The sequence below is a fragment of the Parendozoicomonas callyspongiae genome, from assembly GCF_023502345.1.
Classification (GTDB): domain Bacteria; phylum Pseudomonadota; class Gammaproteobacteria; order Pseudomonadales; family Endozoicomonadaceae; genus Sansalvadorimonas; species Sansalvadorimonas callyspongiae.
Genome location: NZ_JAMFLX010000010.1, coordinates 1 through 13,861, shown reverse-complemented (window position 1 = coordinate 13,861; position 13,861 = coordinate 1). Strand labels below are relative to the sequence as shown.

General features: G+C 50.2%; 12 protein-coding genes, 4 tRNA genes and 1 rRNA gene. 1 reads left to right on the top strand and 16 read right to left on the bottom strand.

Translation table 11 applies throughout. The features are described from left to right. Window positions 1-7: 7 nt before the first annotated feature. The 15 genes from rpoB to birA form a co-directional block, all read right to left on the bottom strand. A complete protein-coding gene (gene rpoB / locus M3P05_RS08790) occupies window positions 8-4,087 on the bottom strand; it encodes a DNA-directed RNA polymerase subunit beta (protein ID WP_249699170.1) in 4,080 nt (1,359 codons plus the stop codon). 609 nt (window positions 4,088-4,696) lie between these two features. Next, window positions 4,697-5,071 (bottom strand): 50S ribosomal protein L7/L12, encoded by a 375-nt coding sequence (gene rplL / locus M3P05_RS08785; RefSeq protein WP_249699169.1) that lies wholly within the window; start codon window positions 5,069-5,071, stop codon window positions 4,697-4,699. A gap of 91 nt (window positions 5,072-5,162) precedes the next feature. After that, the gene (rplJ, locus tag M3P05_RS08780) at window positions 5,163-5,693 is read right to left on the bottom strand and encodes a 50S ribosomal protein L10 (RefSeq protein ID WP_249699168.1); all 531 of its coding nucleotides are present in this window, start codon (window positions 5,691-5,693) and stop codon (window positions 5,163-5,165) included. A gap of 281 nt (window positions 5,694-5,974) precedes the next feature. Then, window positions 5,975-6,670, bottom strand: a complete 696-nt coding sequence (gene rplA / locus M3P05_RS08775; RefSeq protein WP_249699167.1) for a 50S ribosomal protein L1 — start codon at window positions 6,668-6,670, stop codon at window positions 5,975-5,977. 1 nt (window position 6,671) lies between these two features. Next, window positions 6,672-7,103: a 50S ribosomal protein L11 gene (rplK, locus tag M3P05_RS08770; RefSeq protein ID WP_249699166.1), complete on the bottom strand. Its 432-nt coding sequence runs from the start codon at window positions 7,101-7,103 to the stop codon at window positions 6,672-6,674. A gap of 172 nt (window positions 7,104-7,275) precedes the next feature. After that, window positions 7,276-7,809 carry a transcription termination/antitermination protein NusG gene (nusG, locus tag M3P05_RS08765; protein ID WP_249699165.1) on the bottom strand — a complete coding sequence of 178 codons (534 nt, stop codon included), beginning with the start codon at window positions 7,807-7,809 and terminating at the stop codon, window positions 7,276-7,278. Between the two features lie 9 nt (window positions 7,810-7,818). After that, window positions 7,819-8,190, bottom strand: a complete 372-nt coding sequence (secE, locus tag M3P05_RS08760) for a preprotein translocase subunit SecE (protein WP_249699164.1) — start codon at window positions 8,188-8,190, stop codon at window positions 7,819-7,821. Window positions 8,191-8,233: 43 nt separating this feature from the next. Next, window positions 8,234-8,309 (bottom strand) — tRNA-Trp (locus M3P05_RS08755). A 118-nt stretch (window positions 8,310-8,427) separates the two neighbouring features. Next, window positions 8,428-9,651, bottom strand: coding sequence for an elongation factor Tu (gene tuf / locus M3P05_RS08750; protein ID WP_249699163.1), 1,224 nt, complete (start codon window positions 9,649-9,651; stop codon window positions 8,428-8,430). Between the two features lie 74 nt (window positions 9,652-9,725). Continuing rightward, window positions 9,726-9,801, bottom strand: a tRNA-Thr gene (locus M3P05_RS08745). 14 nt (window positions 9,802-9,815) lie between these two features. After that, window positions 9,816-9,889, bottom strand: a tRNA-Gly gene (locus tag M3P05_RS08740). 95 nt (window positions 9,890-9,984) lie between these two features. Then, window positions 9,985-10,068, bottom strand: a tRNA-Tyr gene (locus tag M3P05_RS08735). 165 nt (window positions 10,069-10,233) lie between these two features. Further along, window positions 10,234-10,935: an SPOR domain-containing protein gene (locus M3P05_RS08730; protein ID WP_249699162.1), complete on the bottom strand. Its 702-nt coding sequence runs from the start codon at window positions 10,933-10,935 to the stop codon at window positions 10,234-10,236. 22 nt (window positions 10,936-10,957) lie between these two features. Further along, complete coding sequence (locus M3P05_RS08725; RefSeq protein ID WP_249699160.1) at window positions 10,958-11,701, bottom strand: type III pantothenate kinase; 744 nt, start codon at window positions 11,699-11,701, stop codon at window positions 10,958-10,960. Beyond that, window positions 11,698-12,657 (bottom strand): bifunctional biotin--[acetyl-CoA-carboxylase] ligase/biotin operon repressor BirA, encoded by a 960-nt coding sequence (gene birA, locus M3P05_RS08720; protein ID WP_249699159.1) that lies wholly within the window; start codon window positions 12,655-12,657, stop codon window positions 11,698-11,700. The genes M3P05_RS08725 and birA overlap by 4 nt, the downstream gene beginning before the upstream one ends. A gap of 59 nt (window positions 12,658-12,716) precedes the next feature. Here birA and M3P05_RS08715 point away from each other — a divergent pair, with 59 nt between their 5' ends. After that, window positions 12,717-13,409, top strand: coding sequence for a DUF924 family protein (locus M3P05_RS08715; protein WP_249699158.1), 693 nt, complete (start codon window positions 12,717-12,719; stop codon window positions 13,407-13,409). 270 nt (window positions 13,410-13,679) lie between these two features. On the opposite strand, the gene rrf is transcribed toward M3P05_RS08715, so the two are convergent. After that, window positions 13,680-13,795: ribosomal RNA gene (gene rrf, locus M3P05_RS08710) — 5S ribosomal RNA — on the bottom strand. Window positions 13,796-13,861: the final 66 nt, after the last annotated feature.

Sequence of the window (13,861 nt, the reverse complement as noted above, 5' to 3'; positions counted from 1 at the left end):
GCCCGAATTACTCAGTTTCCAGCTCAATATCGATGCCAAGCGAGCGAATTTCTTTCACCAGTACGTTGAAGGATTCTGGCATGCCAGGCTCCATACGGTGATCGCCATCTACGATGTTCTTGTACATCTTGGTACGACCTGCAACATCGTCCGACTTGACTGTGAGCATTTCCTGAAGGGTGTAAGCGGCACCGTATGCTTCCAGTGCCCACACTTCCATCTCACCGAATCGCTGGCCACCGAACTGGGCTTTACCGCCCAGAGGCTGTTGGGTTACCAGGGAATAGGAACCGGTAGAACGCGCGTGCATCTTGTCGTCTACCAGGTGGTTCAGCTTCAGCATGTACATGTAGCCGACAGTTACCGGACGCTCGAAGCGGTCACCGGTACGGCCGTCGTACAGGGAGACCTGACCACTGTCATCCAGGTCTGCCAGTCGCAGAAGCGCCTTGATCTCAGCTTCCTTGGCACCATCAAATACTGGTGTTGCCATGGGAACGCCCTTGCACAGGTTGCGGGCAAGATCCAGGATCTCTTCATCAGAGAAGGAGTCCAGTTCTTCCTTGTCCATACCTGCGCCTACAACGTTGTAGACTTCGTTCAGGAACTTGCGGATCTTGGCAATCGCCTGCCGGGTTTCGATCATTACATTGATCTTGTGACCCAGACCACGTGCCGCTGCACCCAGGTGAGTTTCCAGAACCTGACCAACGTTCATACGGGATGGTACGCCGAGAGGGTTCAGTACGATATCAACAGGGTTACCGTGTTCATCATATGGCATGTCTTCGACAGGCATGATGATGGAGATAACACCCTTGTTACCGTGACGACCCGCCATCTTGTCACCAGGCTGGATACGACGCTTGATAGCCAGGTAAACCTTGACGATCTTCAGCACGCCAGGTGCCATGTCGTCGCCGGTCTGCAGCTTCTTCTTCTTGTCTTCGAAACGCTCGTCCAGCTGACCACGCAGCTCCGCCAGCTGCTTCTGGGCAGCTTCCAGCTGTTCGTTCAGACTCTCTTCGGCCATGATCAGTTTGAACCACTGTTCATGCTCCAGAGTTTCGAGGTAGTCAGAAGTAACTACATCACCCTTCTTCAGGTTCGGACCACGGTCAGCCTTCTGGCCTACCAGTGCTGCAGACAGACGGGCGAAGGTATCGTGTTCAACGATACGGAACTCTTCGTTAAGGTCCTTGCGGATCTCATCCAGCTGATGCTTCTCAATGGAGAGAGCACGGGTATCTTTCTCAACGCCGTCACGGGTAAATACCTGAACGTCGATAACAGTACCCTTAACGCTGGTTGGTACACGCTGAGAGGTGTCCTTAACGTCAGAAGCCTTTTCGCCGAAGATCGCGCGCAGCAGCTTTTCTTCCGGAGTCAGCTGGGTTTCACCCTTAGGTGTCACCTTACCAACCAGGATGTCGCCAGCTTCAACTTCCGCACCCACGTAAACGATACCGGCTTCGTCCAGCTTGTTCAGCGCGGACTCACCAACATTCGGGATATCGGCAGTGATCTCTTCAGGGCCGAGCTTGGTGTCACGGGCGACACAGGTCAGTTCCTGAATATGGATAGTGGTGAAACGATCTTCCTGAACCACACGCTCGGATACGAGCATGGAGTCCTCAAAGTTGTAACCATTCCAGGGCATGAACGCGATACGCATGTTCTGACCCAGAGCCAGCTCACCCATATCAACGGAAGGACCGTCAGCCAGGATGTCGCCACGGGCTACCTGATCACCAGCCTTAACTAGAGGACGCTGGTTGATGCAGGTGTTCTGGTTAGAACGGGTGTACTTGGTCATACCGTACAGGTCGACACCCGCTTCACCAGGCTGCACTTCGTCATCGTTGACACGGATAACGATACGGCTGGCGTCCACGGAATCGATCACACCGCCACGGCGGGCAACAACACAAACACCGGAGTCACGGGCAACATTGCGCTCCATGCCGGTACCGACCAGCGGCTTGTCAGCGCGCAGGGTTGGTACAGCCTGACGCTGCATGTTGGAACCCATCAATGCACGGTTCGCGTCATCGTGTTCCAGGAATGGAATCAGGGATGCTGCAACAGATACAACCTGACGGGGAGATACGTCCATGTACTGAACATTCTCAGGACCGGTCAGAGTTACTTCGTTACGGTGACGTACGTTAACCAGATCTTCAGTCAGGTTGCCGTTATCGTCAGTCGTTGCAGATGCCTGTGCGATTACATATTCGCCTTCTTCGATAGCGGACAGGTAATCAATATCATCAGTTACCTTGCCTTCGACAACGCGACGGTAAGGGGACTCCAGGAAACCATATGCGTTAGTACGGGCATAGGTTGCCAGAGAGTTGATCAGACCGATGTTCGGACCTTCAGGGGTCTCGATTGGACATACACGACCGTAATGGGTTGGGTGTACGTCTCGAACTTCGAAGCCTGCACGTTCACGGGTCAGACCACCGGGGCCCAACGCAGAAACACGACGCTTGTGAGTAACCTCAGACAGCGGGTTGTTCTGGTCCATGAACTGGGACAGCTGGCTGGAACCGAAGAATTCCTTGATAGCTGCTGCAACAGGCTTGGCGTTGATCAGATCCTGAGGCATCAGGCCTTCGGATTCAGCCATGGAGAGACGTTCTTTAACAGCACGCTCAACACGAACCAGACCAACACGGAACTGGTTTTCTGCCATTTCACCAACGGAACGGACACGACGGTTACCCAGGTGGTCAATATCGTCGCACACACCCTTACCGTTACGGATGCTGACCAGAGTCTGCATAACCTCAACGATGTCCTGGTTATCCAGGATGCCAGGACCAGTGTCTTTTTCACGGCCCAGACGGCGGTTGAACTTCATGCGACCAACAGCGGACAGATCGTAACGCTCAGCGGTGAAGAACAGGTTCTGGAACAGCTGTTCAGCCGCTTCCTTGGTAGGCGGCTCACCAGGGCGCATCATGCGGTAGATTTCTACCAACGCTTCCATGGCATTCGTTGTGGAATCAGAACGCAGTGTATCTGCCACATAAGAACCACAGTCCAGTTCGTTGGTGTAGATCACATCAACAGACTTAACACCAGCAGCCAGCAGTTTTTCATAAACTTCCATGGTCAGCTCGGTATTACACTCAACCAGGATTTCACCTGTAGCGGAGTGGATAACCGGCTTGGCGAGGTATTTACCCAGAACAAACTCGGGCGGAGCTTCCAGAGTGCTGATATTCGCTTTCTGCAGCTGGCGGATATGACGGGCAGTTACACGACGACCCATCTCCACAATAACGTTGCCGTCATTGTCTTTAATATCAAAGCTGGACGCTTCACCGCGCAGACGCTCAGGCACCAGATCGAAGGTAACGCCATTGCTACTGAGCTTGTAGGTGTTACTTTCAAAGAAAGTATCCAGAATCTGTTCACTGCTGAAGCCCAGAGCTCGCAGCAGAATAGTCGCAGGCAGTTTACGACGACGGTCAATACGAACGAAGAGCAGATCCTTGGGATCAAACTCGAAGTCCAACCAGGAGCCACGGTAAGGAATGACCCGTGCGGAATACAACAGCTTACCGGAAGAATGGGTCTTACCACGGTCGTGGTCAAAGAACACACCAGGTGAACGGTGTAGCTGGGATACAATAACCCGCTCCGTACCATTCACCACAAAGGTACCATTATCTGTCATGAGCGGAATTTCGCCCATGTAGACTTCCTGTTCCTTTATGTCTTTGATCGCCTTATTGGCGCTTTCTTTATCATAAATAATCAGTCGCACTTTAACGCGCAGAGGCACAGCGTAAGTTACGCCGCGCAACTGACATTCTTTTACGTCAAATGCTGGAGTGCCCAGGCGGTAGCCCACATATTCCAATGCGGCATTGCCTGAATAGCTGACAATAGGAAACACGGACTTGAAAGCCGCGTGTAATCCAATATCGTTACGTCCCTCTGGACCCGTATCGGTTTGCAGAAGCTTCCGATATGAATCCAGCTGAATTGCCAGCAAATAGGGCACATCCATGACTTGCGGCAATTTGCCGAAATCCTTACGGATACGTTTTTTCTCTGTATACGAGTAAGCCATCAGCGTTCCCCAGCTAGGTCACCTGCGGATCTGTCGTGCGTGCCGGCTTCGGCCACGACCTTGTCTCGAGGGCGGGTAGCCTCTCACTATTTTCCTGAAAATCCCGACTATCTTACGATATCGAGGTTCTCACGACCGGTGCTCCGGTAAACTTGGTTTTTCGGCTCAAACCGCGGACCAAGTTCTCACTCAGGGACCTAAAGAAGGGCAAATAATTCAGCTTTTTTTCATGCAGAAAAAGACCCCTGCCCCACGGTACTCCGTTGAACATGAAGTCATCTGTACTGTCATGAAACCACTCGTAAAAGTCGCAAGCCGAGTGCCTACCCCCAATAAACCCACTCTGCGTGGATCCTGAACCGCCAAACCAAGTTGACCAGAGCACAAATAATTGCAACCAGTTATAAACTGGCTGTATCTGTTCCCAGATACGTGCCGTTGTTATTTTTGTTAAGTCAACGTGCGAGGTTAGCTTAACAAGATCAGAATGTCTTCTATTGATTTAATTTCCAAACAAAGACAACCATCACAACGGAAAAAGGCCGGTACCAAGAGGCACCAGCCATTCGGCCTATTATGCAACAAGCCTAATTTTTTGCAACGTAGAAATTACTTGATTTCTACGGAAGCACCAGCTTCTTCCAGCTGCTTCTTCAGTTCTTCAGCTTCGTCCTTGGACACAGCTTCTTTCAGAGGAGCAGGAGCGCCGTCTACAACACCCTTGGCTTCTTTCAGGCCCAGGCCGGTAGCTGCACGTACAACCTTGATTACGTTAACTTTCTTGTCGCCAGCGGAAGTCAGGATAACGTCGAATTCAGTCTGTTCAGCAGCAGCAGGAGCATCGCCAGCAGCAGCAGGAGCAGCAGCAACAGCAGCAGCGGCAGAAACGCCGAACTTCTCTTCCATTGCTTCAACCAGTTCAACAACTTCCATTACGCTCATTTCAGCGATTGCGTTCAGGATATCTTCTTTGGACAGAGCCATTTCTCTCATCTCCGGAATTTGTCAGGGTAAAACCTGTCGCCTGTTTCCAGGCAAAATAAGTTAAAAACGATCAGAAAGCCGAAATAAATAATTAAGCGGCTTTTTTCTTCTCGTCGGCAACAGCTGCCACTGCACGGGTGATCTTGGCTGGGAATTCGTTGAAAGTACGAACCAGCTTGGTCACAGGTGCAATCATCACGCTCATCAGCATCGCACGCGCCTGATCCAGGGTCGGCATCTTGGCCAGAACGTCAATCTGCTCAGCACCGAGCAGTTTGCCGCCAATGGACAGAGCCTTGACTTCCAGGGCGTCATTCTCCTTAGCGAAATCTTTCAGGACACGGGCAGCAGCGCCCGGATCTTCCTGAGAGAAAGCCAGGATAGTAGGACCTACCAGCGCTTCTTTCAGGCACTCATAATCAGTACCTTCAACAGCGCGCTTGGCCAGGGTATTCCGTACAACTTTCAGATAAACACCATTCTTGCGAGCTTCGCTGCGCAGAGTGGTCATCTGTTCTACGGTCAGACCGTGGTAGTCCGCGATTACAGCCGACAGAGCGTTTTGGGCAGCCTCATTGACACCAGCGACAATCGCTTTTTTGTCTTCGAGACCTAACGCCATGGGGCTTTACTCCAGTTTGGGAAAGTGTTGTTCACCGAACCGTGCATTCTGCATCAGTTCCAGTGGACACTTAATACGGTGAAGGGCCGAATTGTCAGACAATCGATTCACCGTCTACGCAGGAAATTAAGCTTTCTGAACTAACAGCATCGAATTAATCGATATAGCTCATTCAACACCTGCGATCTTTGACAGCCCTCGAAATCCGAGGACCCCAAAGATGGTTTGTAGTTGCGCAATACGCTTTCGACAAGCAACTGCGCAACTACGAATTTTTGCTATCAGACTTCCAGAGAGGAAGTATCGATAGTCAGGCCAGGACCCATGGTAGAAGATAGGGAGATCTTCTTCATGTATACACCCTTGGCGGAAGCAGGCTTCAGCTTTTTCAGCTCAGCCAGCAGAGCTTCAACGTTCTGCTTCAGAGCAGACGCTTCGAAGTCTACCTTACCAACGCTAGCGTGGATGATGCCATTCTTGTCAGTACGGAAACGTACCTGACCAGCTTTGGCATTCTTAACAGCGTCAGCAACGTTAGGGGTTACAGTGCCAACCTTAGGGTTAGGCATCAGACCGCGAGGGCCGAGGATCTGGCCCAGCTGACCAACAACACGCATTGCATCAGGAGAAGCAATAACAACGTCGAAGTTCATTTCGCCAGCTTTAACCTGAGCAGCCAGGTCATCCATACCTACAATGTCAGCACCAGCAGCTTTAGCAGCTTCAGCGTTTGCGCCCTGAGTAAACACAGCAACGCGAACGTCTTTACCAGTGCCGGCAGGCATCAGAGCGGAACCACGTACAACCTGATCGGATTTACGAGGATCAACACCCAGGTTCACAGCAACCTCAACGGATTCCTTGAACTTAACGGTGGAGATTTCAGCCAGCAGCTTGGCAGCTTCTTCGAAGGAGTAAGCCTTACCAGCTTCAACCTTCTCAGCAATCATCTTGGCGCGCTTAGTCAGTTTTGCCATCTTAGATGCCCTCCACGTTCAGGCCCATGGAACGGGCAGAACCAGCGATGGTACGGATAGCAGCATCTTCGTCAGCAGCAGTCAGATCAGGTTCTTTGATCTTGGCAACTTCCAGCAGCTGTTCGCGAGTAACGGTACCAACCTTCTCAGTATTAGGACGACTGGAGCCTTTCTTCAGCTTCAGAACCTTCTTCAGCAGCACGGATGCAGGCGGAGTCTTGGTTTCGAAGGTGAAGCTGCGGTCGCTGTATACGGTGATGATAACCGGAATTGGCATACCGGGTTCCATGCTTTGAGTCTTAGCATTGAACGCCTTGCAGAATTCCATGATGTTAACACCGTGCTGACCCAGAGCTGGACCAACAGGCGGAGATGGGTTTGCTTTACCAGCTGCAACTTGCAGCTTGATGTAAGCTTGTACTTTCTTAGCCATATTAACCTCTTAGAGGGTTCAAACGCTGCCATTCCTCCCCGACCAAAGTCAGATCAAGATAGCAGCTCCCCAATACCAGGGATGAACCCCGGATAACAAAAGCCCCACACTTATTAAAGTGCGAGGCTCGACAAATCCTTATCAAAAAGAGCCATATCTTCGCCCGGCTTTATCAGCCTTTTTCTACCTGACTGAACTCCAGTTCAACAGGGGTAGAACGGCCGAAGATCATAACCGCCACTTGCAGACGGCTCTTTTCGTAGTTGACCTCTTCCACGACACCATTAAAGTCGGCAAAAGGTCCATCGATAACCCGAACCATCTCTCCGGGCTCGAACAACGTCTTCGGACGTGGCTTGTCACCACCTTCCTGAACACGCTGCAGAATAATATCAGCTTCTTTTTGAGTGATCGGCTGAGGCTTGTCAGCAGTACCACCAATAAAGCCAAGCACACGCGGTGTGTCTTTAATCAGGTGCCAGGAGTCTTCACTCATCTCCATCTGCACCAGAACGTATCCTGGGAAGAACTTGCGCTCACTACGGCGCTTTTGGCCGTTCTTGATTTCTACAACTTCTTCTGTAGGAACAAGAATCTCGCCAAACAGATCTTCCATGCCATACAGCTTGACTCGCTCATTCAGCGAGCGCATCACCTGCTTCTCATACCCGGAATAGGCATGGACGACATACCAACGTTTAGCCATCTTCTGTCCTTATCTAATCAGGCTGCTAACGATCCAGCCTAGCAGACTATCCAAACCCCAAAGAACCAAACTCATCAACAGCACCACCAAAACCACGATAACTGTGGTTTGCACCGTTTCCTGGCGAGTCGGCCATACGACCTTACGAACTTCAGCCTTGGCATCGCGGAGCAAGCCCCAGAACACCTGACCCTTAGCAGTCTGCAGAGCAACACCAACAGCTACAGTCGCAACTGCAACCAGACCAATTGCTCTATATAGAATGGACTCACTGCCAAAGTAGGAATTCCCTACCGCTCCAGCAATGATAAGTGCTACAACAACAGCCCATTTCAGCCCATCCAGGCGACTTACGCTTTCAACGTCCGTTTTACCACTCATCCAGATTATCTCTTCAGATCAGGAATTCATCCGGGAAGGGATCTGGCAGGCCAGGAGGGAATCGAACCCCCAACCCCCGGTTTTGGAGACCGGTGCTCTACCAATTGAGCTACTAGCCTACTGATTCAAAGCCAATATCTTGATAGATTCATTTAGCCTTGGGAGCGCGTACTATACACGATCCCAAGGCAAATTCAACCACCCGCATTTCCCGTAAAATGACAGGTAGTTCACCGATTATTCGATGATCTTGGCTACAACGCCGGCGCCAACAGTACGACCACCTTCACGGATTGCGAAACGCAGACCGTCTTCCATGGCTACTGGGCAGATCAGGGTAACAACCATCTTGATGTTGTCACCTGGCATTACCATTTCAACACCTTCTGGCAGTTCTACGTTACCGGTTACGTCAGTAGTACGGAAGTAGAACTGTGGACGGTAGCCCTTGAAGAATGGAGTGTGACGACCACCTTCATCCTTGGACAGTACGTAAACCTCAGACTCAAACTTGGTGTGAGGAGTTACGGAACCAGGCTTAACCAGGCACTGGCCACGCTCGATTTCTTCACGCTTAACACCACGCAGCAGGGCACCAACGTTCTCACCTGCACGACCTTCGTCGAGCAGCTTACGGAACATTTCAACACCAGTTACGGTAGTCTTGGTGGTGTCCTTGATGCCGATGATTTCAACTTCTTCACCAACCTTGATGATACCGCGCTCTACACGACCAGTAACAACGGTACCACGACCAGCGATGGAGAATACGTCTTCGATAGGCAGCAGGAATGGCTGATCGATAGCACGCTCAGGCTCAGGGATGTAAGTATCCAGAGTCTCAACCAGCGTCTTAACAGCAGTAGTACCCAGCTCGTTGTCGTCTTCGCCGTTCAGGGCCATCAGAGCGGAACCTGGGATGATTGGAGTGTCGTCGCCTGGGAACTCGTAAGTATCCAGCAGCTCGCGCAGTTCCATTTCAACCAGTTCCAGCATTTCTGCGTATTCTTCGGAACCAACACCGCCACAGTCTTCAGCCAGCAGGTCTGCTTTGTTCAGGAAGACAACGATCTTAGGTACACCAACCTGGCGAGACAGCAGGATGTGCTCACGAGTCTGAGGCATAGGGCCGTCAGTCGCGCCACAAACCAGGATAGCGCCGTCCATCTGAGCAGCACCAGTGATCATGTTCTTAACGTAGTCAGCGTGTCCGGGGCAGTCCACGTGAGCGTAATGACGCTCCTTGGAATCATACTCAACGTGCGCAGTAGAGATGGTAATACCACGCTCACGCTCTTCTGGAGCGTTATCGATCTGATCGAAGGCTTTCATTTCGCCGCCGAATACTTCCGCACAAACGCGAGTCAGTGCAGCAGTCAGAGTGGTTTTACCGTGGTCAACGTGACCGATAGTGCCGACGTTTACGTGCGGCTTTGTACGTTCAAATTTTTCCTTAGCCATAGCGACCTCCACCTGAGTGACCAACGCACATACGCAAATGGGGTAGATGCAAATGCATCTACCCCTTAGAAAAATGGAGCTCTTAACCAGATTTGAACTGGTGACCTCATCCTTACCAAGGATGCGCTCTACCGACTGAGCTATAAGAGCTTCATGAGAAGATTTGGAGCGGGTAGCGGGGATCGAACCCGCATCATTAGCTTGGAAGGCTAAGGTTCTACCATTGAACTATACCCGCCGATCGTCCTTTAGGAATGAGGCTCATAACCGACGAGCACGCACTTCCCAGGCCGCTCTACAAAGTTACAACATTTTGCAACTTTATTGAAGAGATGGTGGTGGGGGCTGGATTCGAACCAGCGAAGCTTTCGCGTCAGATTTACAGTCTGATCCCTTTGGCCGCTCGGGAACCCCACCTAATTTGCGCCGCTATTTTAACTTGAAGCGTTTCGCTGTCAAGTGAAGATTTTCTTCACTTTCAAACAGTTAGACGTTTCGACCAGATTCATTCTGAATCACTTGAAGAAGCTGCTTACTGTTTGCGACACCTGCCTCACCAGCGCGAGGCGCATTCTATGGGAACTACCGGGTAGTTGCAATACCGTCTTCACATAAATTGTCGTGTTTCTCGGCAAATTCATAACTTTCTTTTAAACCATCCCAGAGCTCCTTACCAAAGAGCTCTCGGTCTTCAGGTTTAATATGCACCCAGTACTCAAATTTAAATCTTGGAACTTCTTTCAAGGCGACATCATCACCACGACTCTGATGTTTTTCCAACAATCTATTAGCCAGCTTTTCTTTACTGAATAAACCAAGCGAAATTGCATTTTTCATTTCGCCATCAGTCATTAGATAACTGTCTATACCCTGCGCCTTTAATTCACGGTATTTTTGCGTTGCACGACTACGGTCTGGCAATGGTTGAATATAAACCCAGTAATTTGATGCTGCCGGTACTTTCTCAGGTTTGATTTCACTCCCGATACCGGAAGCCATCAAGCGCTGCTGAATCTGTAGCGCTTCGCTTTCTTCCTTAAAGGCACCTATAGATGTGCACAACCTTGGTTCTGCTTTTACTGCCTCACTCTCTGCCACCTTTACAGGCTGCTCAATTTTTTGAGCTTTCCCAGCAGCCACAGCCTCCGAAAGCAATGTAATCGTGGTTACTCCGTTCTCCCCCTCTAAAACCTGCTCACCACTATTAGCATTTTCTGCCGACAGTGGCTCCTCAGCCCGCTGCAGGTAAAGGTAGTAACCACCATTCAGAATCAGCAAAGCCACAAAGACCCAGCGCATTATCATTTCATCGCATCCCTTTAACCGGTATAGCCACTTCCAACCCCTCAAAAACCAGTTCTGGACAATACTCAACCGGAATATTCATCTGCTCTGCCAGCATACGCGCATCACCACCACACAAGACCACTCTCGCCTGACTGTTAAATCGCTGAACCTCCCGCTCGATCAGCGAAGCAGCCATGGACAAAGCACCATTCAAAACCGCCTGCACACTGTTTTTTGCCAATGACCGGCTGAACTCTTTCTCATCCGGAAGCACCAGAAGATCAGCGGCATCTACCATGGACTTCAGCATAGTGTTCACACCTGGAGTGATCAGCCCTCCCTGAAACACCCCATTCGCATCAACGGCATCCAGTGTTAATGCTGTTCCACTGTCTATAACAACAACTGGCCCATCCGGATAGTGCTTCCTGGCTCCCAACATGGCCAGCCAGCGATCATCCCCCAGGCGACAGGGGTCAGCATCAGGAAAGTGAACACCTCCGATACCGCTTTCCGGGTCAGGCAGAGCAGGAGAAACACCAAAAACATTTTCGAGAGAAGCCCGCAGGGACTCACGCTCCTTTGGCGCCCTGACAGATGCCATTCTGCACAGGTCGACTGCCCCATCCACAGAATCTGCAATCATCTCAACCAAAGCGTTTGAAGAGTCGTTAGCAAACGCTCCAGCTTTATGACTTTTCCCATCAACCAGATAGCGCCATTTCACCCGGGTATTACCCGCATCTATATCCAGTATTCTCATAGTTTGCGGACGGATATTTCCCCTCCAGAAAAAGACTGAATACCATCAGCAGTTTTTAGTAAAAGCGCCCCGTTCTCGCCAACACCGGCCTCTACACCAGTGACTTTATTCCCCCCAATATTCAGTACAACTTTTTGCCCGGAAAAGGCATCTCTGGACATCCATTCATCTCTATACGGTGTAAAGCCGTACTCTTTAAATGTTTTAAGCATGTCGATAAGAGTTGAGGTTAACCGGCCAGCCAGTTCATTTTTGCTGACACTTAAGCCAACCATTTCCCGAACATCCGTAGCAGGCTGATCAATCGTCTCCAGCTGGGAACGATTCAGAGCAAGGTTAATTCCGATACCAATAACGACTTCACAGGAACCAGTTGGGTCACCACTGATTTCCAATAAGACCCCTGCCAGCTTTTTATTATTTCCCAGCACATCATTCGGCCATTTCAGCTTTAAACCATTGGCTCCAAAGGACTCCAAAGTTTTCACCACGGCAAGGCCTACCGCCAGACTCAAACCTTCAAGTGCAGCCAAGCCACCATCAACCCGCCACAACATTGAGAAATATAATGAGGCTCCAAAAGGGCTTTGCCAGGTACGCCCTCGTCTTCCTCTTCCATGACTTTGGTGCTCTGCCATACAGACCTGCCAAGGCTCACTGGCTGCAGACAGTTTTCTTACATCATCATTTGTCGAGCGAGTACAAAGCTCAACCTGAACGCCTACCGATTTCCGCATATCATCAGGAAGACTTTCCCGTATGATATTTCTATTTAAAAGTTCAATATTTCCAGGTAACCGGTAACCCTTCCCCCTGACGGCATCCAGCTCGAGCCCCAAGGCCGATAACGCCTTCAGCTTCTTCCATACTGCTGCCCGACTGACACCCAGTTCCGAGCCAAGCTCCTCCCCGGAATGGAAGCGCCCGTCCGCAAGCAACCTCAATAGATTTTCCATAAGGCAACATCTATAACTCTTGATAGCGAGATAATATAGTGCCAACAGAGGAGATAACAGTGGATACAGCAATTCGAAGGCCTACCTCTGTTATTCTTGTCCTTCTTTCTCTGCTGCTAACAAATACAAAAGGTCATGCAGATATGCCCTCACCTGATTACCAGCCCGTTCTCGACTTTTGGTTTGGACCTTTGCATGACGGTTTCCCACAGGAAGATCGATTGGGCCTCTGGTTTAGAGGCAAACCAGATGATGATCGTGATATTAATTCCAGATTTGGCAACTTAGTGCATAATGCTGTTTACGGTGAACTTACTGGGTGGGAGAGCAACCCAAAGAGTCGACTGGCTTTAATTATTCTCCTGGATCAATTTACTCGCAGCATTTATAGGAAAACAGCTGCAGCCTTTTCCAGTGACCAAAGAGCCCAGGAATTGGCAAGAGATACTATTAACAAAGGGTGGGATAAAGAACTGGCTTTTACAGAACGGCAGTTTTTGTATATGCCTTTAATGCACTCAGAGCAGCTTTCTGATCAGGAGCTTTGTATAAGGGCTTTTAAGCAGCTTGCCGAGGATGTTCCTGAAGGGCGAAAAGAATATATCAACAGCTCAGTGCATTATGCTGTTGAACATCGGGATTTGATTGCTCGATTTGGACGGTTTCCACATCGGAATAAGGCTTTGGAGCGGGAAAGTACTGCTGAGGAATTGGAGTATCTTTCTTCTGGGGCTAGTTCTTATGGGCAGTGATCCAGAACCTTTGAAATCAACTTACATTTATTGGCCTGCAAACTTTTTGTGCAAACCTTTGATCAACTTAATTGCCTAAGGTGACCTACTTTGCTCGGGCTTTCCTTGCCCTCGCCCCTGCGGGACCAGCCTTCGGCTGTCCAAAAACGCTCCAGGCGTTTTTGTCACATGGGTAGCTTTGCTACGTTTCCATGTTCGAGCTACTAGCGCACTATCAAAGATCAAATGAAAAAGCCCAGTGAATTTCTTCACTGGGCTTTTGCATTTGAAGCTTGACGGTGACCTACTCTCACATGGGGAAGCCCCACACTACCATCGGCGATACTTCGTTTCACTGCCGAGTTCGGGATGGGATCGGGTGGTTCCAAAGCTCTTTTGCCGTCAAGCAAAACTGGTTAAATATAAGACAATCGGCCTTATATTCACAGCCTTGAGCGAATCAAGGTTGAAAA